Annotated in this window: 21 protein-coding genes and 1 tRNA gene; 7 read left to right on the top strand and 15 right to left on the bottom strand. The window is 66.5% G+C overall.

Annotated elements, in window-relative coordinates; translation table 11 throughout:
* The first annotated feature begins 87 nt into the window (after positions 1-87).
* The 3 genes from N0B15_RS16175 to N0B15_RS16165 all read left to right on the top strand — a co-directional run bounded on the left by N0B15_RS16175 (position 88) and on the right by N0B15_RS16165 (position 4,054).
* Complete coding sequence (locus N0B15_RS16175) at positions 88-1,470, top strand: aspartate aminotransferase family protein (RefSeq protein WP_263020746.1); 1,383 nt, start codon at positions 88-90, stop codon at positions 1,468-1,470.
* 266 nt (positions 1,471-1,736) lie between these two features.
* Positions 1,737-3,368, top strand: coding sequence for a BCCT family transporter (locus N0B15_RS16170; RefSeq protein WP_263020745.1), 1,632 nt, complete (start codon positions 1,737-1,739; stop codon positions 3,366-3,368).
* Between the two features lie 65 nt (positions 3,369-3,433).
* Positions 3,434-4,054, top strand: a complete 621-nt coding sequence (locus N0B15_RS16165) for a DUF8102 family protein (protein ID WP_263020744.1) — start codon at positions 3,434-3,436, stop codon at positions 4,052-4,054.
* A 69-nt stretch (positions 4,055-4,123) separates the two neighbouring features.
* On the opposite strand, the gene N0B15_RS16160 is transcribed toward N0B15_RS16165, so the two are convergent.
* Positions 4,124-5,452: an amidohydrolase gene (locus tag N0B15_RS16160; RefSeq protein ID WP_263020743.1), complete on the bottom strand. Its 1,329-nt coding sequence runs from the start codon at positions 5,450-5,452 to the stop codon at positions 4,124-4,126.
* Between the two features lie 98 nt (positions 5,453-5,550).
* Here N0B15_RS16160 and N0B15_RS16155 point away from each other — a divergent pair, with 98 nt between their 5' ends.
* Entirely contained in the window at positions 5,551-6,531 is a 981-nt protein-coding gene (locus tag N0B15_RS16155) for an NAD(P)-dependent oxidoreductase (protein WP_263020742.1), read from the top strand.
* A 26-nt stretch (positions 6,532-6,557) separates the two neighbouring features.
* Here N0B15_RS16155 and N0B15_RS16150 read toward each other — a convergent pair whose 3' ends face one another.
* From N0B15_RS16150 to N0B15_RS16135, 4 genes are all read right to left on the bottom strand, one after another.
* Positions 6,558-7,784 carry a sensor histidine kinase gene (locus N0B15_RS16150; protein WP_263020741.1) on the bottom strand — a complete coding sequence of 409 codons (1,227 nt, stop codon included), beginning with the start codon at positions 7,782-7,784 and terminating at the stop codon, positions 6,558-6,560.
* A 70-nt stretch (positions 7,785-7,854) separates the two neighbouring features.
* Entirely contained in the window at positions 7,855-9,033 is a 1,179-nt protein-coding gene (locus tag N0B15_RS16145; protein WP_263020740.1) for a M24 family metallopeptidase, read from the bottom strand.
* Between the two features lie 81 nt (positions 9,034-9,114).
* Positions 9,115-10,458: a class-III pyridoxal-phosphate-dependent aminotransferase gene (locus N0B15_RS16140; RefSeq protein WP_263020739.1), complete on the bottom strand. Its 1,344-nt coding sequence runs from the start codon at positions 10,456-10,458 to the stop codon at positions 9,115-9,117.
* Positions 10,459-10,697: 239 nt separating this feature from the next.
* Complete coding sequence (locus tag N0B15_RS16135) at positions 10,698-13,766, bottom strand: adenosylcobalamin-dependent ribonucleoside-diphosphate reductase (RefSeq protein WP_263020738.1); 3,069 nt, start codon at positions 13,764-13,766, stop codon at positions 10,698-10,700.
* Positions 13,767-14,298: 532 nt separating this feature from the next.
* Between N0B15_RS16135 and N0B15_RS16130 the strand changes: the two genes are divergently transcribed.
* Positions 14,299-14,469: a DUF8029 family protein gene (locus tag N0B15_RS16130; RefSeq protein ID WP_263020737.1), complete on the top strand. Its 171-nt coding sequence runs from the start codon at positions 14,299-14,301 to the stop codon at positions 14,467-14,469.
* On the opposite strand, the gene trpG is transcribed toward N0B15_RS16130, so the two are convergent.
* The 4 genes from trpG to trpD are packed head-to-tail and all read right to left on the bottom strand — an operon-like array spanning position 14,459 to position 18,478.
* Positions 14,459-15,127, bottom strand: a complete 669-nt coding sequence (trpG, locus tag N0B15_RS16125) for an anthranilate synthase component II (RefSeq protein ID WP_263020736.1) — start codon at positions 15,125-15,127, stop codon at positions 14,459-14,461. The two genes, N0B15_RS16130 and trpG, sit on opposite strands and share 11 nt — an antisense overlap.
* Positions 15,124-16,779: an anthranilate synthase component I gene (gene trpE / locus N0B15_RS16120; RefSeq protein ID WP_263020735.1), complete on the bottom strand. Its 1,656-nt coding sequence runs from the start codon at positions 16,777-16,779 to the stop codon at positions 15,124-15,126. The genes trpG and trpE overlap by 4 nt, the downstream gene beginning before the upstream one ends.
* The gene (locus N0B15_RS16115) at positions 16,776-17,474 is read right to left on the bottom strand and encodes a phosphoribosylanthranilate isomerase (protein WP_263020734.1); all 699 of its coding nucleotides are present in this window, start codon (positions 17,472-17,474) and stop codon (positions 16,776-16,778) included. Before N0B15_RS16115 ends, trpE begins: the two co-directional genes overlap by 4 nt.
* Complete coding sequence (gene trpD / locus N0B15_RS16110; RefSeq protein WP_263020733.1) at positions 17,471-18,478, bottom strand: anthranilate phosphoribosyltransferase; 1,008 nt, start codon at positions 18,476-18,478, stop codon at positions 17,471-17,473. The genes N0B15_RS16115 and trpD overlap by 4 nt, the downstream gene beginning before the upstream one ends.
* 205 nt (positions 18,479-18,683) lie before the next feature.
* Between trpD and N0B15_RS16105 the strand changes: the two genes are divergently transcribed.
* A tRNA-Val gene (locus N0B15_RS16105) sits at positions 18,684-18,758 on the top strand.
* A 363-nt stretch (positions 18,759-19,121) separates the two neighbouring features.
* On the opposite strand, the gene N0B15_RS16100 is transcribed toward N0B15_RS16105, so the two are convergent.
* The 4 genes from N0B15_RS16100 to N0B15_RS16085 form a co-directional block, all read right to left on the bottom strand.
* A complete protein-coding gene (locus tag N0B15_RS16100; protein WP_263020732.1) occupies positions 19,122-20,090 on the bottom strand; it encodes a prolipoprotein diacylglyceryl transferase in 969 nt (322 codons plus the stop codon).
* 64 nt (positions 20,091-20,154) lie between these two features.
* Positions 20,155-20,937: a YihY/virulence factor BrkB family protein gene (locus N0B15_RS16095; protein ID WP_263020731.1), complete on the bottom strand. Its 783-nt coding sequence runs from the start codon at positions 20,935-20,937 to the stop codon at positions 20,155-20,157.
* Positions 20,938-21,036: 99 nt separating this feature from the next.
* Complete coding sequence (locus N0B15_RS16090) at positions 21,037-21,804, bottom strand: CAP domain-containing protein (protein ID WP_263020730.1); 768 nt, start codon at positions 21,802-21,804, stop codon at positions 21,037-21,039.
* A 90-nt stretch (positions 21,805-21,894) separates the two neighbouring features.
* Positions 21,895-22,197, bottom strand: a complete 303-nt coding sequence (locus tag N0B15_RS16085) for a lycopene cyclase domain-containing protein (protein ID WP_263020729.1) — start codon at positions 22,195-22,197, stop codon at positions 21,895-21,897.
* A gap of 108 nt (positions 22,198-22,305) precedes the next feature.
* Between N0B15_RS16085 and N0B15_RS16080 the strand changes: the two genes are divergently transcribed.
* Positions 22,306-23,463 carry a CBS domain-containing protein gene (locus N0B15_RS16080; protein ID WP_263020728.1) on the top strand — a complete coding sequence of 386 codons (1,158 nt, stop codon included), beginning with the start codon at positions 22,306-22,308 and terminating at the stop codon, positions 23,461-23,463.
* Between the two features lie 100 nt (positions 23,464-23,563).
* Here the strand turns inward: N0B15_RS16080 and N0B15_RS16075 are convergent, their stop codons facing one another.
* A complete protein-coding gene (locus N0B15_RS16075) occupies positions 23,564-24,352 on the bottom strand; it encodes a TrmB family transcriptional regulator (RefSeq protein ID WP_263020727.1) in 789 nt (262 codons plus the stop codon).
* 89 nt (positions 24,353-24,441) lie between these two features.
* Positions 24,442-24,594: a hypothetical protein gene (locus N0B15_RS16070; RefSeq protein WP_263020726.1), complete on the bottom strand. Its 153-nt coding sequence runs from the start codon at positions 24,592-24,594 to the stop codon at positions 24,442-24,444.
* Positions 24,595-24,788 lie beyond the last annotated feature (194 nt).

Raw genomic sequence — 24,788 nt, 5'->3', positions numbered from 1 at the left:
CAGCGAAATAAGTGTACACAGCTATCGGTTCAAAACCATCAAAAACCGTTGACAATCGTTTTGGGGCTGGTGGCCGTCGTCTCGGCTATGCCCACCGGCCCACCGATCACGGACCTCCACTACGACGACCCGGCGACCGTCGACGCGGTTCCCGGTCCTCGCTCGAAGCGGCTGCTCGAGAGACAGCGCGAGATCGATAGCAGCGCCGTCGCCTACCCGAACGACATCCCGCTCGCGTTCGAGGCGGGACGGGGGGCGACGGTCAGAGACGTCGACGGCAACACTTTCGTCGACATGTTCGCGGGCATCGGCGTCCTCAACGTCGGCCACGCCAACCCGTACGTACTCGAGGCGGTCCACGAACAGGTCGACGATCTCGTCCACACCGTCGACTTCCCCTCCGAGGCGCGCCTCGAACTCATCGAGGCGCTCGGGCGGATTGCGCCCGGCTCGCTCGCCGACTCGAGCCGGGTGGTCTTCGGCGGTCCGACCGGCAGCGACGCCATCGAGGCGTCGATCAAACTCGCGAAGTACAACACCGGCGGGACGGGGCTGATCGCCTTCCGCGGTGCCTACCACGGCGCGACGAGCGGACCGATGAGCCTCTCGTCGAACAAATCGTTCAAAGGCCCGTACACGCCGCTGCTGCCAGACGTCGTCCACGCCCCCTATCCGTACCCGTTCAGCCAGCGAACCTCGCCCGAAGACGCCGTCGAGCGCGCGCTCGAGGAGGTGCGCGCCACCGTCGAAGATCCCTACAGCGGTCTCGCCAACCCGGCGGGCATCTTCGTCGAACCGATCCAGGGTGAAGGCGGCGTCGTCGTCCCCCCGGCGGGCTTTCTCGAGGGACTGCGTGAGATCGCCGACGAGAACGGCCTCCCGCTGATCTTCGACGAGATCCAGAGCGGCTTCGGCCGGACCGGCGAGTGGTTCGCCTGCGAGCACGAGGGCGTGACGCCCGACGCCATCGCGATGGCGAAGGGATTGGGCGGGATCGGCCTGCCGCTGTCGGCGACGCTCTACCACGAGGACCTCGACACCTGGGGACCAGGCGACCACGCGGGCACCTTCCGCGGCCACGTCGTCGCCATGCGCGCGGGAACGCGCGCGATCGAGTACATCGAGGCACACGACCTGCTCGCCCACGCGCGCGACCTCGGCGAGACGATCCGCGGCCGACTCGAGGAGATCGGCGAGGAGACGCCAGCGATCGGCGAGGTCCGCGGCCGCGGGCTGTTCGTCGGCGTCGAGTTCGTCCACGAGGACGGGTCGCCCGCGGGCGACCTCGTCGACGATATCCAGCGCTACTGCTACGAACACGGCGTGCTCGTCTGGACCGCCGGACGCTACGGCAACGTCCTCAGACTCCTCCCGCCGCTCGTGCTCACGTACGACCTCGCCGACCTCGCACTCGAGGTGCTCGCCGACGGGATCGAGTACGCGACGAACGAGCACGCAGGCGGTCCCTAAGGCCGATCGCCCCTCGAAAAACGTACACGTAAATCGGTTACTCAGGATACAATTACTGCACCCTTTACTACATCACCTGGTAAATGTGTGTGTGATGGTATCACGAGACACTCTGCGGCCGAGCGACGGAACTGGCAGTCCGAACAGACACGACGAACCGACAGCCCATACGACAGTCAGTGTTCGAAGATGGTCATCAGTGTGCGAACACGCGGGTGAACCGCGGCCGGGTGAACGAATCGGCCGGGTCTACGGAGGTGAGTTCGATGGCTAGCGAGGACGAACCCGGGGCGTTCGGACGCTTCCGAAACGAACTCGATCCCGTCGTGTTCCTCTTCGGTGCCGGACTCACCATCGGCGTCATCGCGACGTTCTTCCTCAGTCCGGCGACCGTCGAGGGAGCCATCGCCTTCCTCAACGAGGCGATGCTCGAGTATCTCAACTGGGCGCTGCTCGTCATCGTCTTCCTGATCGTCGTCTTCTTGCTGTTCTTGATCGTCGGTCCCTGGGGGAAGATTCGCTTCGGCGACGACCCGCCGGAGTACAGCTTCCTGTCGTTTTTCGCCATGCTCTACTCCGCCGGGTTCGCCGCGGGCGTGGTGTTCTGGGGACCCACCGAAGCACTGTTTTACTACGACGATCCGAACCCCCTGTTCGACGTCTCGAGCCAGTCGGGAGCGGCGATGTCACTCGCCGTCCAGCAGACGCTCTTTCACTGGGCGTTACCCCAGCTGGCCGTCTTCACGATCATGGGTCTCGCCATCGGCTACTTCGCGTACAACTACGAGAACGTCCCTCTGCGCGTCTCCTCTGCGCTGACACCAGTACTCGGAAAGGACAACCTCGACGGGCCGGCCGCGAAGGTGATCGACATCCTCGCCGTCTTCGCGACCATCGGCGGCGTGGCGACCTCGCTCGGCTTCATCGGCAGCCAGTTCGTCACCGGTCTCGACTACCAGTGGGGCATCGACCTGGGCAACACCGGCATCATCCTCGTCGTGACGACGATGACGCTGCTCTTTACGATCTCGATGGTCCTCGGCGTCGACCGCGGGATTCGTCGCCTCTCGAACTTCAACATGGTGTTGTTCTTCGTCCTCCTCGTGGCGACGTTCATCATCGGCCCGTCGCTCTTTCTGGTGTTGATCGGCACGCAAGCGATCGGTGGCATGGTCTCTGACTTCGTGGCCATGAGCCTGTTCACCGGCGCGGGCGTCGAAGGCGGGACCGAGTGGACCAACGCCTGGACGGTGTTCTACTGGGCGTGGGCGCTCTCGTGGTCGCCGTTCGCTGGCCTGTTCATCGCCCGCATCTCCCGCGGGCGAACCGTCCGCGAGGTCGCGTTCACCGGCATCGTCGCCACCTCCGCGGCCACGATTCCGTGGTTCATCTCACTCGGCGGCACCGCCGTCTGGGCCCAGCACAACGGCGTCGCCAGCTTCGGCGAAGTGATGGCCGGCGACGTCGGCGCGGAGGTCACGGGCTTCATCATGTTCGAAGCGTTCCCCTTCGGCACCGCCTTCATGATCGCGTTCATGATCCTCGTCACCACCTTCTTCATCACCTCCGCCGACTCCTCGACGCTCGCCGTCTCGATGATGACCACCGGCGGCAAGGCCAAACCCTCGAGCATCAACCGCGTCTTCTGGGGCGTCATCCTCGGGATGACCGCCGCCATCCTCATGATCTTAGGCGGCGTCGACGCACTCCAGTCGGCGGCGATCATCACCGGCGGCCCCTTCGCGTTCGTCTGCTTCGTCGCCATGCTCGGACTCATCAAGGAGTTCGCCTCGAGACACGGCCGCGTCCTGCTCCAGGAGGAGACGACGCTCATCGGTCCCGGAGACCAGCCGCCAACCGTCGGCGGGGCCGCCCAGACCAGCGAGGACGACGACTGACGGTCCCGCCCGACGAGGGCGGTCGGAGCCACAAAACCTATTCTACCGATATACAGTAACCGTGTATGGACGACCGACTCGACCTCGCGGCCGACCCCGACCGCGCGCGCGGCATCCTCACCCCGAGCGACCGCGAGTTCCTCTTAGGGCGGAAGACCGACTACACCGACCACTCGAGAAAGCAAAAACGCAACCGGATTCGCCGGCGCGTCAGGAACGCCATCCTCGACTGGTCGATCGTTGCGACCCACCTCGAGACACGCGACCGGCAGACGGTGTTCGACCTCGAAGCCGACGAGCGCGAGAGCTACACCAACGGCATGGCTGACGCGCTCGCCTTCTTCTACCTCGGCGCCGACGACTCCCAGATTCCGTTCACCGAACTGCTCACCCGCGGTGTCTCACGGGCCGAACAGAACCTCGCCGGGTCGGCCCACCGCGTGGTCACCGTCGACTTCGGCGTCGAGCGCGTCAGCGAGGTCGACGGCGACGCCGTCATCGACACACTCGAGGACGGCCGACTCGAGGAACTCACGGAGGAGGAACTGCGCGGGTTCGCCCGCCTGCTGGCCGACGCACCCGGCGTCTCGCTCGAGCGCCTGCGTGAGGACCTCGCCGGACAACTGCTCGAGTTCTCCGAGACGGAGGCGTCCGACGCAGACGCCCTCGAACACCGCCCGGAGTGAGTCCGGTGCTCGAGACGGGCGAACGTTCCGGCCGTCACCCTACTCCGTGGCCGCGGTCCACCCTCTCGTTCAGCGACCTGCCGACGGTGGCTCGTCGAACAGGCGCTCGAGCGCGGCCGTGAGGACGTCGACGCCGACCTCGAGACTCCGTTCGTCGACGTCGAAGTGCGGCGTGTGGTGGTTGTCGGGGTGGTCGGTGCCGACGATCAGGTAGGCGGCGACGCCGCCTGCCTCCTGGACCCGCTGCATGAGGAACGTCGCGTCCTCGCTCGCGCCGAAGTCGGCGGTTCTGACCGGCGTGTCGACACCCGGGACCTCGGCGGCGACCTCGTAGAGCACCTCGGTGAGTTCCGGGTCGCTGTCGGCCCGCGGTGACTCGCTCACGACCTCGAGGTCGACGGTACAGCCGTGCATCTCCGCGGCCGCCTCGAAGGTCCGCCAGAGGGCGTCTCTCGTATACGCCATCAGCGCGGTCGTCTCGCCACGAACCTCGGCGGCGACCTCACCGCGGTCGGCGATGACGTTACTCGAGGAGCCGGCGTCGATCCGGCCGACGTTGACGCGGGTCTGTCCGTCGCTGTGGCGCGGAATCGCGTACGTGTTCTGGACGGCGGTCGCGATCGCCTGAATCGCGTTGCGTCCCTCGTTCGGTTCGGCTCCCGCGTGCGCCGAGCGGCCGTGGAAGGTCGCGTCGACGTGGCTCATCGCCAGCGGCTTGACCACGCCCGCGACGACCTCGCCGGTCGGGTGGCCGAGACCGACGTGGACCGCGAGCAGGGCGTCCACGTCCTCGAGATAGGGTCCCGCGGCCATCGGCGCACCGCCACCGCCGACCTCCTCCGCTGGCTGGAAGAAGACGGTGAACGTCCCCGAGAAGTCACTCGCGAGGACGCGCTCGAGCGTCGTGAGACCGATCGCGACGTGTGCGTCGTGTCCGCAGGCGTGCATCAGCCCCTCGTGGTCGGAACGAAAGCCCTCGCGAGCGGGCCGGTGGTCCTCGTCGCTCGCCTCCTCGATCAACAGCCCGTCGATGTCGACGCGCAGGCCGACCGACGGTCCCGCGCCGCGTTCGACGCGCGCGACGACGCCCGTGTAGCCGCCCTCGGTTCGCTCGAGGACGTCCTCGCGTGCCCCCCGCTCTCGTGCCCGCTCGAACCACGTCTCGAGCGTCTCCGTCTCGGGGACCGCCATCCGCGCCTCCGGGTCCATCGCGGTCCGGCCGACGGCGATCTCGTCGAGACCACCCGTCCCCGCCGCCTGGCTCTCGTCGTCGATGCGCTCGAGTTCGTCGACGATCAGACTCGTCGTGAGAAACTCACACCAGGCGGGTTCCGGTACGCGGTGGAAGCGTCGCCTGCGGTCGACCACCGTCGACGGAGCGGTCCCTCCCGTGTCCATGGCGGGTGGTACGCGACCGAGGCGCATAAGGGTAGGCGCGAGCACACCGCTGCGAGACGGGGGCGAACACTTTAGCGTCGGGTCGGGGTGGCGTCAGTATGCGCGAGTCGACCCCGAGTCCCGACGTCGTCGTCCTCAGAGAGGGCACCGAGGGACTCTCGACGGAGCCGTACGCGGCCCTGCTGGCCGAGCGTCTGCCCGAGCACACCGTCGAACGCGCTCACACGCCCCAGGCCGAACGCGACCTCGTCGCGGACGCACGAGTCGTCACCGGCGTGCGCATCGACGAGTCGGTCCTCGAGCGCGCGGACGCACTCGAGGTGTTCGCCTGCGCGTTCGCCGGCACCGACCACCTGCCGATGGAGGCGCTCGCCGAGCGCGACGTGATCGTCACGAACGCCTCGGGAATTCACGCGCCCGGCATCGCCGAACAGACGCTCGGAAACGTCCTGGTATTCACGCGACGCTTACACGAGGGCTGGCGGCGGGCGAGAAACCGCGAGTGGCGACACTTCCAGTCGTTCGAACTCACCGGCTCGACGGTCACCGTCGTCGGTCTCGGCTCGATCGGCGAACAGATCGTGAAACGCCTCGAGGGCTTCGACGTGGAGACGATCGGCGTCCGCTACAGCCCCGAGAAGGGCGGCCCGACCGACGAGGTCATCAGCTACGACTCGGAACCGCTCCACGAGGCGCTCGCCCGAACGGACTACCTCCTGCTGGCGTGCCCGCTGACCGAGACGACCCGCGGCCTGATCGACGAGGAAGCGTTCACCACGCTCCCCCCACACGCCGTCGTCGTCAACGCCGCGCGCGGTCCCGTACTCGACACCGACGCGCTCGTCTCGGCGATCCAGTTCGACGGCATTCGCGGCGCGGCGCTCGACGTGACAGACCCGGAACCGCTGCCGCCCGAGCACCCGCTGTGGACGTTCGAGAACGTCCTCATCACCCCCCACACCGGCGGCCACACGCCGATGCACTGGCAGCGACTCGCCGACATCGTCGCGCGAAACGTCGAGCGACTCGAGCGCGGCGCAGACGCAGACCTCGAGAACGTGGTCTACGCGCCGTCGTGAGTCGCCTCGAGAGACAGGCGAGCGCGTCAGGAACCCGGACGGGCGCTGGTGCCAGGCGAGAGCGACGGCTGCTCGCTCGAGCGGAGCGTGAACGAGAACGTCGATCCGTCACCGGGGACGGAGTCGACCCAGATGTCACCGCCGTGGCGCTCGACGATGCGCTGACAGACCGCGAGACCGATGCCGGTTCCGGGGTGTTCGTCGACCGTGTGTAGCCGTTCGAACAGTTCGAAGATCCGCTCGCTGTCGGCGGGTTCGATGCCGATTCCCTCGTCGCGAACCGAGATGGTCACGGTCGACTCCTGCTGGCTGGCCGAGACGTGAACCCGCGGCGGGCCGTCCTCACAGTACTCGATGGCGTTCGCGAGGAGGTTCTGAAACAGCTGGCGGAGCTGTCCGGAGTCGCCCAGCACGCGTGGGAGCGACGGGGAGTCGACGGTCACGGCCGCACCGTGGTCCTCGATGGTCATCTGCAGGTCGGCGAGCACCTCGTCGAGAACCGCCTCGAGGTCGACCCGCTCGAGCGGTGTGCCTCCCGTCTCGACGCGCGCGTACTCGAGGAGTGCATCGACCATCGCGCGCAGTCGGTCGGCACCGTCGACGGCGAAGGCGAGAAACTCGTGAGCGTCCTCGTCGAGGTCGGCGGCGTGGCGCGTCTCGATGAGCGTGAGGTACTGTGAGATCATCCGCAACGGCTCTTTGAGGTCGTGTGACGCCGTCGACGCGAAGTGATCGAGGCGCTCGTTCGACGCCTCGACGCGCGAGAGCGCCGCCTCGAGTTCTGCCTGGGTTCGAGACAGCTCCTCGTTTCGTTCCTCGAGCGTCGCCTGGGTCCGCTCGAGTGCGTCGTTCCGGCGGGCGAGTTCACGCTCTCGCGTGAGCGCCCGCGCCTCGTGGATGCCGATGGCGAGACCCGCGACCGAACCGATCGCGAGCGCGACCGCGCGGGTGCCGAACGTGAACGAGGTCGTCACGCCGGGATGGATCGCCCGCAAGGCGAGGAAGACGAACATGATGGCGACACCGCCGAGACACCACAGGACGACCCGCGGATACAGCTCCGGGTCGAGCTGTGAGGAGGAGAGCCAGAGACCGACGTAGAGGAAGAGCACGCCGGGCAACCCGAGCAGGACGAAGTCGAGGACGACCGCGAGCGACGAGCCACCGGCCAGCGCGGTCTGTCCCGCTCGCACGAACGCGAGGGCGATGACCAGCGCACCGAGCCCGGTAACGACAGGTGATCGGTCGGGCATGTCACCAGTCTATGCGACGGCACTATATGAGACAAACGGTCGCCACGAGGCCTGTCGACGCCGATGACGGTCAGATAGTGACGAGCGTCTGTGGAGCCGACGAGAAGCGCTCGGCACCCGAGGCGGTCACCCGGAACGGCTCACTGATCTCGACGCCGTACTCGTCGAACCAGACCCCCGGAATGAGGTGGAACGTCATGTCCTCTTCGAGCACCGTCCGGTCGCCCGGGCGGAGGCTCGCGGTGTGTTCACCCCAGTCCGGCGGGTAGCCACAGCCCATCGAGTAGCCGATGCGTGACTCCTTCTCGATGCCGTAGTCGGCGATGGTCTCGCGCCAGGCGCGCTCGACGCGCTCTGCGGTGATGCCGGGTTCGACCGCCTCGAGTGCGGCGTTCAGCCCCTCGAGGACGACGTCCGCGAGGTCGGCCATCTCGGCTGTGGGATCGCCGAGGACGGCGGTGCGCGCCAGCGGGGCGTGGTAGCGGTGGCGACAGCCGGCGAGTTCGACGATGACGGGGTCGCCCGCCTCGAACGGGTCGTCGGACCACGTCAGGTGGGGCGTCCCGGTGTGGTCACCGGAGGGCATCAGCGGAACGATCGCCGGGTAGTCCCCGCCGTAGCCGTCGACGCCCTCGATCAGGGTGTGGTAGATTTCGGCGGCCACCGTCGACTCGGGGACGCCCGGTTCCATCGCGTCGAAGCCCGCCTGCATGGCGGCGTCGGCGATGGCGGCGGCCTGTTCGATGTACTCGATCTCACGCGCGGACTTGATCATCCGGACCTCGCCGACCAGCAGCGTCGCGTCCGCGAAGGTCGCCTCCGGCAGGTGGTGAACCAGGCGCTCGTGAGCGCGGGCGCTGTAGTAGTAGCCGTCCATCTCGACACCGATGCGCGCCGACGCCAGCCCACGCTCCTCGAGCAGCGCCGCGACGGCGTCCATCGGGTGCTTGCCGGCCGGCGAGTGGACGTGCTCGTCGCCGTAGGACCGGACGTTCTCGTCGTCGAGCCAGACCGTCGCCCGCGCCCCGTTGGCGTCCATCTCGCGGCCGATCCAGATCGGCTGGTCGGTCTCGAGCGAGACGAGTACGCCCTGGTGGACGTAGAACGACCAGCCGTCGTAGCCCGTCAGATAGTTCATATTCGCCGGATCCGTAACGAACAGCGCCTCGAGACCCGCCTCACGCAGCCGCGTCTTCGTCCGCTCGAGACGGCCGCGGTACTCGTCACGTCCGAATGGCATGGTACTCATTGGCAGACAGAGAGAGTGACGTGGCGGCGACGCTTAGCACTTTTCGTGTTCGTCGAAAACAGAATCTGACATCGGAGACAGCTACGCCGTCGCCTCGATCGCCTCGAGCAGGATCTCGACGCCGAGGTCGACCTCGCGCTCGGTGACGTCGAGCGGCGGGAGGAGTCTGATCGCCTTCGGTCCCGTCGAGAGGGTGAGCAGGCCGCGCGAGACCGCCTCCGCGACGACGGCGTCCCGGCGCTCGGGCCGGTCGAACTCGACGGCGAGCAACAGGCCGAGACCGCGAACGTCGACGACCTCAGGCGGCTCAGCCTCGCGCAGGCGCGTCTTCAGATACTCGCCGCGAACCGTCGCGTTCTCGAGCAGGTCGTACTCCTCGATGGCGTCGATGGTCGCAACACCCTGCAGCGCGGCCAAAACGTCGCCGCCGCCCCAGGTCGAGCCGATCCGGTTCTTCCTCGAGGGAAACACCTCCTCGCGCGAGACGGTCGCCCCCACTCTGAGTGCCTTCCCCGCCGCGATCACGTCGGGTTCGATCGGGAAGTGATCCGACGCCCAGAACTGCCCCGTCCGGCCGATACCCGACTGAATCTCGTCGACGATCAGGGGGATGTCGTAGGTCTCACAGACCCGCGCGACCTCGTCGATAAAGGGTTCGCTCGGGAAGTTGTAGCCGCCGACACCCTGGACCGGCTCGAGGATCAGGTACGCGATTTCGTCGGGGTCCAGCGAGCCACCCTCCGGCTCTAGGAGACGGCCGAACTGCGAGCGCCCACCCGCGAAGAAGCCACAGGAACAGGTGTCCTCGCTACAGCGGCGGTCCTCACAGAAGGTGAGCGTCCTGGTCTCGGGGAACTCGGGGTAGGCGCGGGTGAACACCGACTTCGTCCGCGTCAGCGAGAGCGTCCCCAGGGTGCGGCCGTGGAACGCCCCGACGAACGTGAGTCCGTAGCGCGAGGCAGGCGCGTGGGCGTGAACGATCTTCAGGGCGTTCTCGACGGCCTCGGCCCCGCTGTTACAGAGAAACACCGTGTCCATCCCGTACTGGTCGCTCACCTCGACCAGCCGTTCCATCAGCTGACTCGGTCCCGGATGGGCTGGCTCGGTCGGGTCGGGACCGGCCCCGACGTAGAAGTCCTGGCCGGCGATCTTCATCGGATCACCGATATCGAACTCAGCCAGCCGCTCCGTGATCTTCGGATTGTCGTAGCCGAGCGGGGCCGCCCCGATGTGACACGTGAAGTCGAGCAACACGTTGCCATCGACGTCCGTACAGAACGGTCCCGCCGCGGGCGCGGTCCGGTCCCAGACGAACTCGTGGGCGTACTCACTCGGGGCGGCGTGGCGGTGGTGGTACTCGATCCACGAACGCGCCGCCGTCCCCGGGAACTGCCCCACGCTCGGCTCCGCCGTGTCGCGATCCATACACAGAAATCGTATACGGCATTATTAATCCTTGGTGCTCGTCTCAGCACGCAGGAACCGCTGCTCGAGCGCGTACCGGACACTCGAGCGCGTACCGGACACTCGAGCGCGTACCGGACGGTCGAGCGCGTACCGGACGGTCGAGCGCGTACCGGACACTCGAGCGAACACACACCGAACCACGAAAAATCGCCGCCGTCAGAAACCGCAGGCGCTATCCACCCTGCCCGACTCCCGTCTCAGCACTCGCTCCAGCCACAGGACTCACAGGTCTTACAGCCTTCGGAGAAGTACAGCGAGAGCGAGCCACAGGAGGGACACTCCGGCGACTCACCGGCGTCGATGAGGTCCTGGGTCGCGTCGCGCGGTTCGTCGTCGCCGACGGGTTCGCGCCCGGCCCTCGCGTCGGCGGACTCCTCGAGCGTCTGCTGCTGTGGGTAGGTACGGTCGATCTCGTCGTCGAGATAGCGACGCAGCGCCGTCCCGAAGGCGTCGGGGATGGAGTTGATCTGCTCGCCTTTGTCCCAGGCGACCTTCGGACTGCGGATCCCCTGGAGTTTGTCGACGACCTCGTAGGGGTCGACACCCGAGCGCAGCGCGATAGAGATGGTCTTCGCGAGCGCGTCGGTGAAGGAGTTGGTAAAGCCGCCTGAGTGGCCGGTGTTGGCGAACAGCTCGAACGGCTCTTTCGTCGCCGGATCCTCGTTGATCGTCACGTACACCTTCCCATAGCCGGTGTCGATGCGCTGGGTGACGCCGTGAAGCTGATCGGGCCGTTCTTTCTTCTGTGCGTACTGAACTGGCACGTCGACGAGCGCCTCGAACTCGCCGCCGAGTTCGGCGCGCACCTCTTCGTGCTCGACGAAGCCGTCGAGACCGCCGAAGACCTCGCGGATCTGCTCGAGCAGCGCTTCGGCGGCCTCTCCCTCGTCGGCGAACTCGGCGTTGTCCGCACGCGTGGTGAGCACCTGCTTGCTCCGAGAGCCGTCGCGGTAGTAGGTGACGCCCTTCCCACCGTGTTCGTAGACCCACTCGAAGACCTCCTTGGCGTCCTCGAGCGTCGAGTCACTGGGTGCGTTGACCGTCTTCGAGATGGCGCTGTCGACGCCCTCCTGGCAGGCACACTGGACCGCCGCGTGGTCTTTCGCCGTGAGGTCTGCGGTGATGACGAACAGTTCACCGATGGCGTCGGGCACCGTCGTGAGACCCTCGACGCCGTCGAACTCGTTGTTCGCCATCTGTTCCTGGGCCTCGCGCTTGGCCGCCTCGACGTCGATGCCGTTGTCCTCGAGCACCCGGAGGAAGTAGTCGTCGAACTCGACTAACATCTCGTCGCCCTGGACGTCGTCGGTGACGTTCTTGTAGTAGGCGACGTTGTAGATGGGTTCACAGCCACCGGTCGTGTTGCCGACCATCGAGGTCGTCCCCGTCGGGGCGATGGTCGTCACGTTGTGGTTGCGGATGGGGAAGCCGTCGGCCCAGTCGTCGGCGGACTCGCCGGTCTGGTGTTCGAACCACTCGCGGTACTCGAGGGGGGCCGCGTACTTCGAGTCGTCCCACTCGTTGAAGACGCCGCGCTCCTCGGCGAGTTCGTGGCTCGTCCACTTCGCCTCGTGGTTGATGTGGGTCATCAGCTGGCGGGCGACCTCGTTGCCCTCCTCGGAGCCGTACTTGATGCCCAACTGGATGTAGAGCTGGGCTAAGCCCATGATCCCGAGACCGATCTTTCGCATATCGCGCACCGTCTGTTCGATCTCTCGGACCGGGAAGTCACTCATCGTGACGACGTTCTCGAGGAAGCGCGTTCCGTACTGGATGCGCTCGTCGAACTCCGCCCAGTCGATCGCGTCGGCGAGGAACGCCTCGACCGCCTCCGCGTGCGAGTCGTACTCGTCTGCGTGCTCGGCCGACCAGACGCGCCAGTCGGGCGCCTCGAGGGCGGCGAGCGTCGAGAGGTTGATGTGCCCGAGGTTGCAGGCTTCGAACTCCTCGAGCGGCTGCTCACCGCACGGATTTGTCGCCAGAATCCGGTGGTCCGGGTGTTTCTCCACGTCGAAGGAGTGTTCCTTGTTCACCCGCTCGAGGTAGATGATTCCCGGTTCGCCGTTCTCGTGGGCACCGGCGACGATGCGCTCCCAGACGACTTCCGCCGGAATGGAGAGTTCCTCGCCGACGTCGATGTACTCGCCGAGACCGTAGCGGTCGTACATCTCCTTCGTCTCGTGGGTGGCGATGTGGGGCTCCTCGGTACGGGGGTTGGTGAAGGTGAACTCCTCGCCCGCCTGGAGTGCCTCCATGAAGTCGTCGGTGACGCCGACGGAGATGTTGAAGTTCGAGAGGTGGCCCTCGACGGCGTTGCGCAGGTGTTTCGGGACGCGGCCGTCCTCGCTGATGAGGTCGCGCGCCTCCTCGAGCGCCTCGCCGAAGGTGGTGTAGGTGTAGTCGTCGGGGTCGTTCAGCCGGAGCGTGTGTGCGAGCGAGACGTCTTTGTTCTTCGCGTGGATGAATTCGATGACGTCGGGGTGAGAGACGCGCATGATCCCCATCTGCGCGCCGCGGCGGGTGCCACCCTGGGCGATGGTCTCACAGAGCTGGTCGTAGGTGCGCATGAAGGTGATCGGACCCGAGGCGATGCCGCCGGTCGAGCCGACGGAGTCGCCGTAGGGGCGCAGCTGCCAGAAACCGTAGCCGACGCCGCCACCGCTCTGGAACACTTCGGCGGCCTTCTTCGCCGTCTCGTGGATGTCAGAGAGGTCGTCGTCGGGACTCATGACGAAACACGCAGACAGCTGCTGGAGTTCGTCACCGGCGTTCATCAGCGTCGGCGAGTTCGGCATGAACGAGAGTTCGGACATGCCCTCGATGAACGTCTCGGCGACGGACTCGACGTGCTGGCGGACCTCCGCTGGGAGGGTGGGAACGACCGTGTCGTAGGCGAACTTGGTGACGTTGTGCTCGGTGAGCGTCGTCGCTACGTCGTCGTCGGCCGTCGTGCCCTTACCAAAGACCTCCTCGGCGAGTTCGTCCCGGCGGGGGTGGTTGGGTTTGAGCTGAGCCGGGGTGACGGTGACCTCGAGATCGAGCTTCTCGGCCTCGTAGACCGCCTCGGCGAGAGCGATGTTCTTCCCGATGCGTTCGAACAGTTCCTCCTGCGTTTCGGTGACGTTCCCCTCCGCGTCCTTTCGGAGGTAGCGTGCGGGGAGGATGTTGTGGTAGGCGTTGGCCGTCATGCGCGCTTCGAGCGTCTCGCCCTCGGTGCGCTTGATCGGCAGCGTGAGTTCGTCCGCGGTGAGTTCGGACTCACTCATGCGCGCGCCCCCTCGAGCGTATACGGGCGCCGTCCGTCGATTCTCTCGGAAGATAGGTGGCAGGGTCGCATCATTCGTGACGAAGGTTCGGTATTCATTGGTAGATCATAAGCATGGTGTTGTGAGACAGATTTTCTTGTAATAGTACAATTTGAGTTGCAGAGATGGCACTCGACTGGATTCGCTCGAGCGTGGCGAACGCCTACCCGGCGCTCGCCGTGCTTACGAGCACCTACGATGGGGCCACCCTTAACGGTTGCCAGAGCACCCCGAAAGTGATCCTCGTGACCAGGGACCACGGCTCAATCGAGCGGTTTTCTCTTTCAGGTTGCTAGGAGTTCGGCCCGAGAACGCGGCGGTCACAGGCCGGGAGCGGGCAGCCTCGACTCAGCCAGCATATGCGCCTGTAGTCGACCCAGCTGGAACGCAGGGCCAGCGACCGGACACCGTCTTCTGTGAGTCCTGACGGTCACGGCTCGAGCGTTGTCACGCTCGCCGAAACGATTAGGTGGCTCGCCGCCACCCGTAGGGTATGCTCGAGTTTCTCACCTCAGGAACCGGTCTCGCGCTCGCGCTGGCCGCCGTCGTCGCGATCGGTATCGTGATCATCGCGATCCGGATCGCGATCAAACTCGCGATTCGGGCGGCACTGGTCGCCGCCGTCGTCCTCGCCGCACTCTACGCGGTCGGCGTCATCGGCTAGCAGTCTCCTCCTCGAGCGTCGCCAGGAAGTTCTCGATCAGGTCGTGGCCGACCGCCGTGAGAACGCTCTCGGGGTGGAACTGGACGCACTCGATGGGGTACTCGCGGTGGCGCACGCCCATGACGAGCGTCTCGCCCTCACCGTCGGCGTCGTGGTCTTCGCTGCCGTGTTCGGTCGTCGCCGTCACCTCGAAACAGTTGGGCACCTCGGTGGCGACCAGCGAGTGGTACCGCCCGGCGCGAAAGCCTTGCTCGAGTCCGGCGAAGACGCCCTCGCCGTCGTGGTCGATGGCGGAGGCCTTGCCGTGGACCGGGTCGGGTGCGCGGCCGATGGTGCCGCCGAAGGCGTAGACGGCCGCCTCGAGACCGAGACAGACGCCGAGCGTCGGCACCTGGGTGCTGATCTCGCGTAAGACCGCCATCGTGAGGCCGACGTCGCGGTCGTTCTTCGGGTGGCCCGGTCCCGGGGAGATGACGATGGCGTCGGGGTCGATCTCGCGGACCTCGTCGAGCGAGGCGGTGTTCTTGAGCACGGCCGTCTCGGCGTAGGGGCTGACGTACTCCACCAGGTTGTAGGTGAACGAGTCGAAGTTGTCGACGAACAACACGGTGGGGCGGGCGGGCGAGGCGGCGTCACCGCCGGGACTCGCGGTGCTCATCGGCTCACCTCCGGTTCCGGGGCCGACGCCGGGTCCGTCCCGTCGGACTCGATGCGCTCGAGGGCGGCGAGCGTACCGCCCATCTTCTGTTCAGTTTCACGGTACTCGGACTCGGGATCACTGTCGGCGACGAGTCCGGCACCGGCCTGGACGGTGATGCGCTGGCCGTCCTCGAGCGCTTCGATAGTGGCCGTCCGGATCACGATGGCGAAGTCGGCGTCGCCGCTCCAGGAGTAGTAGCCGACGCCGCCGCCGTAGAGACCGCGGGGCGCGCGCTCGAGATCATCGATGATCTCCATCGCGCGCACTTTCGGCGCACCCGAGAGCGTCCCGGCGGGGAAGGCCGCCCGCGTCGCGTCGAAGGCGTCAGCTGTCTCGGCGAGTGTGCCGGTGACGGTCGACTCGATGTGCTGGACGTGGCTGTACTTCAGGACGTTCATGAACTCCTCGACGCGGACCGAGCCGGGTTCTGCAACCCGGCGGACGTCGTTTCGCGCGAGGTCGACCAGCATCGTGTGCTCGGCGCGTTCCTTGCCGTCGGCGAGCATCTCGCCGGCGAGTCTGCGGTCTTCGACCGGACTCGAGCCACGGTCGCAGGTGCCCGCGATTGGGTTCGAGACGACCCGGTCGTCGTGGACGGAGATGAGCGTCTCGGGGCTCGCACCGACGACGGTGAGGTCGTCGTGCGCCAAGACGTACATGTACGGCGAGGGGTTGACCTCCCGGAGCGCCTCGTAGAAGCCGAGCGGGTCGACCTCGCCGGTGAGTTCGCGTGCACGCGAGACGACGCCCTGGTAGATGTCGCCATCTAAGACGTGTTCTTTCGCCCGGCGGACGCTCTCTTCGTAGTCTGGCTGTGGGTCGGCGGTCTCCCCGTGACGGACGAAGCCACCCGTCTCGGGTTCGTCGGCAGACTCGAGCGTCGTCTGCACGCGCGTCGCCTCCGCACACAGCGCGTCGTAGACCTCGTCGGGGTCGTCCTCGCCCGTGATGACGGGTGTGAACACGAGCGAGACGGACTCTTCGACCTCGTCGAAGGCGACCGTCTTCGTCGTCAGGACGAACTGGGCGTCGGGGAAGCGAGAGTCGGGGCGCTCGAGACCGACCTCCTCGAGCCAGAGGTCGTAGACGGCGTCGTAGGCGAGGAAGCCGACGAGACCGCCGTCGAAGTGCTGGCGGTCGCCGCCGGCGGCGTCCGCGGGGAAGTTCGCCAGACGGACCTCGGGCATCGCCGCCCGGAGGGAGTCGACGGTGTCGCCGCCGTCGTCGACCTCGATGGTCGAAATCGGCGCGTCCTCGCTGAGCGCTTCGACCTCGACGCCGTCGGGGCCGACAGTGACGACCGCTTCGGGATCGTAGCCGACGTAGGAGAAACGCGCGTGGCGGTCCGGGCGCGCGGAGTTTGGCCGGAACGCCCCGTCGGGGTCGCTCGAGGCCGTCTTTTCGGCGCTCTCGAGTAAGAACGCGTACGGGGTTCGCTCGGTACTGTCTCCTTCCGGTGTCCGACCCGTGAGCGCGGCGTAGGCAGCCAGCGGTGTCGTCTCGACGTCGAGGGAGGCGACGGCTCTGACGACGACGGGCCGGTCGGCCGCGTCACCGGCGTGTGCTCTGAAGTCGGCGCGCTCGAGGTCGATGTGTGGCGTGTCGGTCATGGTGATCTGGCTGGAGAGTCGGTCGGCTGTGAGTCGGTACTGGTCGGACGGGCAGTCTGTGCCCGCTCGACGAACGCGTAGACGGCGGCGTCGTCTTTGACGCCGCCGCGGGCTTCGACACCGCTGGCGACGTCGACGGCGAACGGGTCGACGGTCGCGACGGCGTCGGTGACGTTCTCCGGCGTGAGTCCGCCGGCGAGGACGACCGGCGAGTCGAGGGCGGCGGTCGCCTCGCGCGTGCGTTCCCAGTCGTGGGTCTCGCCGGTTCCACCGCCGCCGTCGGCGTCGACGGAGTCGACCAGCAGGGCGTCGACCACGCCGTCGTAGCGCTCGAGTTCCGTGAGGTCGTCGGCGTCGACCGCCAGGACGACGGGGAGACCGGTCGCCTCGGCGACCGTCTCGAGGTCGGCCGGGGCCATCCGGGTGTGAATCTGGAGGACGTCGGGGTCGGCCCGCTCGGCGAGGTCGACCGCCGCCGCGGGCGTCTCCGGCATCGTGACGAGCACCGAGGTCACGAACGGTGGGGCGGCGGCGAGGATCTCGGCGGCCCGCTCGGAGGCGACTTCTCGGGGCGTCTCGACCGGCACCTCGGAGACGACACCGACGGCGTCCGCACCGGCGTCGACGGCGAGTTCGAGGTCGGATACGCTGGTCAGCCCGCAGATTTTCACCCGCGTTCGTCCCGTCGTACTCATCGGGCCTCCGCGGTGTGTCGAAGCCGCTCGAGTTTCGCCGCTGCGTCGCCCGACTCGATCGCCTCACGAGCGGCGTCGACCCCGTCTGCGAGCGAGTCGACCGTCCCCGAGACGTAGATTGCCGCGCCCGCGTTCGCGAGGATCACGTCCTGTTTCGGGCCGGTGATCTCACCGGAGACGATTGCCTCGAGATCGGCGGCGTTCTCGGCCGGCGATCCGCCCGCGAGGTCGTCGATCGACGCCCGCTCGAGACCGAGGGTTGCGGGCTCGAGGAAGTACTCCTCGACGGCGGTGCCGTCGACTTCGGCGACGACGGTCTCGCCGTGGATCGCGATCTCGTCGGTGCCGGAGCCGTGAACAACGAGTGCGCGTTCGACGTCCATCTGGGCGAGTGCGCGCGCGAGGACGGGGACGAGCGTCGGGTCGTAGACGCCGACGACCTGTGCGTCGGCCCCAGCAGGGTTGGTCAGCGGCCCGAGAACGTTGAAGATCGTCCGCATACCGAGTTCTTTTCGTGGGCCGATCACGGCCTTCATCGCGGGGTGGAACACCGGCGCGAGCATGAAGCCGATGCCGTCCGCTTCGATCGCGCGTTCGACCGCCGGCGGTTCGGCGTCGATCTCGACACCGAGTTCTTCGAGCACGTCCGCGCTCCCGGAGGACGAGGAGACCGAGTAGTTACCGTGTTTCGCGACGGGAACGCCCGCACCGGCGGCGACGATGGCGCTCGTCGTCGAGACGTTGATGGTGTCGTGGTCGTCACCGCCGGTGCCACAGGTGTCGACGAGCGGCGACCGGTCGGGATCGATCGTCCGCGCTGCCTCGCGCATCCCTTCGGCGAAGCCGGCGATCTCGGCTTCCGTCTCACCTTTCGCTCGGAGCGCTGCGAGCAACGCCCCGATCTGGGCGGGCGTCGCCTCTTCGAAGACCGCGCTCGAGACCGCTCGAGCCTCGTTCTTCGTGAGATCCTGGCCGTCTGTGATGTGTTCGACGTAATCCTGCATAGGGGAGCACCAATGTACGTTGTTGTCTTACGATGATCAAATAAGTACACGGACTTAAGCGTGTCGGCGGCGTGCGCCAGACTCACGCAGGGCCACCCGATTCGAAACCTTCAATTACGGGGGCGGGCAACGATTGGATGCGAAACGCGTGGCGCGATGGCCACGAGGCGTCGGGCGAAATGCGCCGACGGAACGCACGCAACACGGGTTGGTGGTCTAGTCTGGTTATGACACCTCCTTGACATGGAGGAGACCGGCAGTTCAAATCTGCCCCAACCCACTACTTTTGCTGCAAGCAATTCGCGAGCAGCAAAGTCGTCACGTTGGGGCAGTTTGAACCCAGGAAGTCGCAGCTCGCGCAGCGAACGCAGTGAGCGAGCAAGACCGTCTTCCCCAGGTTCAAATCTGCCCCAACCCATTTCTGACGGACCAACACGACGAACGCAGTGAGGAGTGCGTCCCGTCAGAAATTGCCCCAACTCCACCTACACTCGAGCGCCCTGCCTCCAAACCTACCTAAACTCGAGCGACCCTGTTTTCGAAGTCACGTACGTGACCCTCGAGCGTCGCTCTCAAAATCCAGATCACCGCAGCTCGAACCCACTCGAGGACCGACCAGAGCGACCGACGACACGCAAGCGAGTCAGCGCGAGAAGAGACCGCGAATCCGGCCGAAGACGCCGCCGGAGTCGGCTTCCTCGTCTTCGTCGTCCGTCGCCGTGTCCCCGGCTGGGTCCTCGCGCTCGAGGGTTCCCGCCAGCGGGCCGTCAGCCGAGGAGGGTCCGCTCGAGCGAGTGGGTGGCGAGGCGGTCTCGGTCGCGTCGAGGTCGTCGAGCGAGAGGTCGAGTTCGTCGATGTCGGGGGTCGCCTCGCGGCCCTCGCCGTGTTCGGCCGCGCGGACGTCAGAACCGGTGACGTCGTCGCCCGCTCGAGCGGCGCTGAGCGTCGAGACGGCGGCGTCGACGTCGACGGTGGCGTCGTCTGCTGGGCTGGTGGTCTCGTCGGCCGTGCCGGCGGTGGCGTCGTCGGCCGTGCCGGCGGTGGCGTCGTCGGCCGTCTCGTCGCGGTCCGTAGAATCGTCAGCCTCGAGTGCGTCAGAGTCGCTCGAGTCGGCCGCGCCTGCGGTGGCCGTCTCGTCGCTCTCGTAGGTCAGTTCGACCGGCGGCTCGTCGCTCGGTTCGTCGTCGCCCGGTGACGGGACCTCGGAGCCGTCTGCAGAGGTGTCGCTCACAGAGCCGTCTGCAGAGGTGTCGCTCACAGAGCCGTCTGCAGAGGTGTCGCTCACGGAGTCGTCTGCGGAGGTGTCGCTCACGGAGTCGTCTGCGGAGGTGTCGTCCTCGGAGGTGTCCGTAGGAGAGACAGACTCGAGTGGGTCCGGCTCGCTCGTTCGTACCGTCTTCGCGGTGGGACCGCGGTCGGCAGGTGGGTTCGACTGGAGCGAGTCGAGGATGTCGTCGACGCTGGTGCTCGAGACGACTTTCTGGGGACCGCCGCCGGGTCTGCCTAGCCCGCCTGCACCGGTGTCGGCTGCGTCGTTCGGTTGTCTCGCGTCAGTGTCCCCGCCCGCGTCGTTCGAGTCCGCCTCGGACTCGGTCGGTCGGTCGTCGGTCATTGGTGGCAGGTGACCGCGCGAGTACTATAACGTTTCTCCGTCAGTGGCGTGAAACATACCTGGGTCAGGCGGCCAGCGACGGCCGTGAGACGACGACGTTGAGGACGGCCCCGAGGAGGATGAGGATACCCGCGAAGTAGAGCCAGGTGACGAACAGTAAGACGGCACCGATCGCACCGTAGGCCTCGAACTGGGCGGCGTTGGCGGCGTAGAGCTGAAAGCCGACCTGGAGGAGTGCCCAGCCGACCGCGGCGAACGCCGCTCCGGGGAGTGTCTCGCGGAGGGTGACGTCGATCGGTGGCAGGAGGTAGTAGAGTGGCACGAAGACGAGGAAGAGACCGCCGATCAACACGACCCAGCTCAGCAGGCCGACGAACGGAATCTGCCCGGAGAAGACACCGATGACCACGCCGAGGATCGTCATCAGTGCGAGTGCGGCGGCGACGACGGCGATGACGGCGAGTCCCTCGAGGACCTGATCGAGTATCGAGTCCTCTTCGTCAGTTCCGTAGACCATGTCGAACGCCTTGCTGAGGCCGCGAAAGACCTTGAGACCACCCCAGGCGGCGACGCCGAGGGCGACGACCGTCGCTTCGGCGCGCCCGGTCTCGGTGGTGAGCGCCTCGGTGAGCAGTTCGTCGCCCGCCGCGGGCAGGGCGTCACCGGCGGCGTCGACGAGTCTGGTGGCGAGGTCTTGACCGCCGACGATCGAGCCGACGACCAGCGCGAGCAAGACGAGTGGGATCACCGAGACGAACGCGTAGTAGGCGAAGCCGGCGGCGAGAAACGTAATCTCGCGGTCTTTCGCCGTCCGGAGAACCGACGTGGCCGTCTCGCGTACGTTCATACGGTCGGTCTATGGCGTCGACGGCAATGAGTGTTGGACTGGCGTGTCGAACAGTGAGAGTACGGTACGTCTGACTCGAGTGGATCCCGGCCACACAGTTCAGTAGGTCATACAGAAGTTGTGCGTCGCGTACACCTGGCCGTCGTCGGTCAGGTGGACGCCGACGCCGCCGCGGTCCCACGACTCCTCTAAGATGGCCTTTCGGTGGTCGGTCGAGTTCATCCAGCCCTCGACGAGTCCGTCGGCGAGTTCGTCGGGCGTCAGGTAGCGCTCGACGTCGCCGTGTTCGGTCTGGACGCGCCGGTCGACCCACGTCATCGCGACGTTCTCGCCGTAGCCGCGGCAGTACTCGGAGACGGTGTGAAAGCGGTCGAACGGACCCTCGCCCGCGTGATTGACGTGGCCGAGGTAGCCTTCGCCGGCCATGTCGACGCTGTGGGCACGCGAGACCGAGGCGACGGTGCCGTCCCACTCGAGTGCGGGGAGGTCGTGTTCGGCCCGGCGTTCGTTGACCTTCTGGTGGACGAACTCCTCGACGTCGCTCGAGGTGAACGCCGCGTGCGTGCCGTCGTAGGTCGACGACGTCGGGTCGTCGGGGTGGACGAGGTCCGGGTTTCGCTCGCCTGCCGGCGGCGGGTCCGCAGCCGTAACGGAGGTCGCGTAGGCGTCGAGTTCGGCGACGAGCGCCGGTCCGGCGACGACGCCGGTGATGGCGAGCCCACAGACGAAGAGGGCGACCAGCAGGAGACGGACGACGCCGAGCAGCCCGCGGTCGGTTGCCTCGCGCGGAGATGGACCGAGTGACGGTGAGCGGTCGGCGTCACCGCTCGAGGAAGGGAGACGGCGAGGACGGCGGGGGCGATTCATTCGTGTTCTCGTAACCGTTGGTGATCGATGAATAAGATACCCGCGGCCGCTCGCGGAGAGTGAAAGGCACTCACAAACCGTGTCTACACCTCAGCGAGAGCCGAAGAGCGTCTCGTGGATGCCGAGGACGAGACCGGGAACGACCGCCATGAACAGGTGTTCCTCGAGCGGGATGCCAGCGACGTCGATACCGGTTCGGAGGGGGATGTCGAAGACGCCGACAGCGAGGGTGTAGCGGTCCCAGGCGTACGCGATCGGGTAGAGAGCGAGGATCGTGACGGCGGCCCTCTTGAGCGCACCCGCACGGACGAGGAGGACGAGCGCGACGGTTCCCCAGAACAGTTCCGTCACGAGGTAGGTGTAGCGCCCGAAGACACCGATGTCGGGGACCATGATGGGGACCCCTTACGCTAGCTGGGGACAAAAAACCGCGTGACTCGGCAGCCGTCTGCTGCGGGCGGTACGTTAAATACCGTTCCGGGAGTACGTCCAGATGGAACGATGAATATCGCTGAAATCGCCACGGAGGACTACATCGAAGTCGACGTCGGCACACGAATGGGGAAGGTCCGTTCGACGTTCGAGAACGGCAACCCCAAAGGGATTATCGTCACCGACGACGGGGAGTACAGCGGCGTGATCAGCGAACGGGAGGTGTTACAGTCACACGTCGAAGACGACGCGAAGGTCTCCGCACTCACGAAACCGAGCCGGACCGATCCCGTCCCGAAAGTCGACCGTTTCGAGGACGTTCGCGAGGTCGCGCGCGTCCTCGTCGAAGGGAACACCAAGGTCGCCCCGGTGTTCGAAAACGACGACCTCTGGGGCGTCATCAGCCAGGACGCGATTCTCGAGGCCGTTCTCGAGAACCTGGATGCACTGACGGTCGCGGACATCTACACCGACGACCCGATCACCGTCCGCGAGGACGACGGCGTCGGGAAGGCGATCAACCAGCTCCGTGAACACGGCATCTCGAGGCTCCCGGTTCGCAACGAGAACGGCCTGCTGACCGGTGTCGTGACGACGCACGACATCGCCGACTTCGTCATCCGCCAGAACGAGCGGATGACCACCGGCGACCGCGTCGGCGACAACAACCGGATGCTCGACGTGCCGGTCTACGACATCATGCAGAGTCCGGTCGAGACGATCACCCTCGACACCTCGGCCCGCGACGCCGTCGAGCGGATGCTCGACCGAGACTACGCCGGGCTGATGGTCACGCCCGAGGACGACGACCGCGTCGTCATCGGCGTCGTCACGAAGACCGACGTCCTGCGCGCGCTCACGTTCACGGAACGAGAGCACATGGACGTCCAGATCACGAACATCTCGCTGCTCGACACCCTCACGCGCGAATCCATCGTGACGAGCATCGAAGAGACCGTCGACAAGTACGCGGAGATGCAGGTTCTCCACGCCCACGTCCGCTTTCACGAACACAAGGAGAAACTCCGCGGCACGCCGCTCATCCAGTGTCAGATCCGCCTGCGCACCACCAAGGGGCAGGTCGCCGGCTCCGGCGAGGGCTACGGTTCCGAGAACGCCTTCCGCGTCGCCCTCGACAAACTCGAGCGGAACGTCCTCGAGATGAAGGGCATCCACAGCGACGAGGAGTACCGCGGGCAGTTGCTCCGAAAGCTGAACGAACTCTAGACGGGCCGGCGCTACCGACACCAGCGGTGGTGACGTACGCCCGACGTATTTTTCGACGACGACCGCTCGAGTGGCCACGCTCACCGACGAGTAGCGAGGCTCACGGCGACCCGTGTTTGGACTCGAGACGGTCGGCGAGTAACTCGCGCACCCAGGCGGCGAAGCCGTGGTCGTTGCCGTAGGTCCAGACGGCGGTCTCGTACCGGACGTCCGGGAGGTCGTCCTCTCGCAACCCGGTCGCGACGACCGCCCGATTGTCCGTCACGAGGAGTTTCGCGGGTAACTCGGCGTTCACCGACGTGGTCGCCTCGAGGTCCGATTCGACGACCACCGTGGCGTCGTTCAGCGCCCGGTCGAACCGGTCTCTGACCTGCTCGGTCGGAACTTCGACGTAGACGTCGACGCCTCGCTCGCTCGCGCTCTCGAGTGCGTCGAGGGTTCGCTCGTCGACGGTGTCCTCCGTGGCGACGAGGAGGTGAACCGTCGCGGCGGCGCCCTCGACGAAGGCGACGAGTCTGTCGGTGACGTGCTCGCTCTTCGAGATGGCCCACATCCCCTCGTCGGGGGTCGTCTCGGGTTCGTCGACCCGCCCCAGCGCGGTCTCTGCCACCTGGATTCGAGAGTCGTAATCCTCGTTGAGTCGGCTACAGGCAGTGTCGGTCGAGACCGCCTTGTACTCCCGTGGGTCCGACTGCTGGACCTCGACGAACCCCCGGCGCTCGAGACGGTCCATCGTGTCGTAGACGCGCGATCGGGGAACGTCGGCGACCTGGCTGACCTCGGTCGCCGTCGCACTCGAGAGTCTGGTCAGTGCGACGAAACACCGGGACTCGTACTCGGTCAGCCCCAGTTCAGTCAGCGCGTTGACTGCCCGTTCGACTGCGGACACAGACGAGAGTACGCCAGAGAGGGGGAAAAGGAACGGCTTTCGTGTGCGCTCTGGCGACGGCACACAGCCGGTGGGCTGGCGAACGCAGCCTACGAGAGTACGTCGAACACCGACGACCCACACGGACACGTGCCACCGCTGCCGATGGGGTGAACGTCGCCGTCGTGCTCCGTCCAGACAGCCAGTATTTTTCCACAGAGGCGACACCGAGCGGCCGCCTTCCGTCGCTGTTCGAGTGACATCGACACGTGTAGGTCGTCGCAGTAAATAACGCGAGTGTGAGAACGAGCGGAGTACCAGCCTCGGTGTCCCTCGCGTGACAACAGGGCTGGTTATTCGTCTTTAGCTAAGACTCACACCTCGGTTGCGTAGCGGTAGCGAGCGTCTCTTGTAACACTGGCCGTTGCTGGTGGATCTTCTGTGCGTCGTCGATCAG

This window comes from Natronobiforma cellulositropha (assembly GCF_025629245.1).
In the GTDB taxonomy this organism is placed as follows: domain Archaea; phylum Halobacteriota; class Halobacteria; order Halobacteriales; family Natrialbaceae; genus Natronobiforma; species Natronobiforma cellulositropha.
This window is presented reverse-complemented; position numbering and strand designations above follow the sequence as displayed.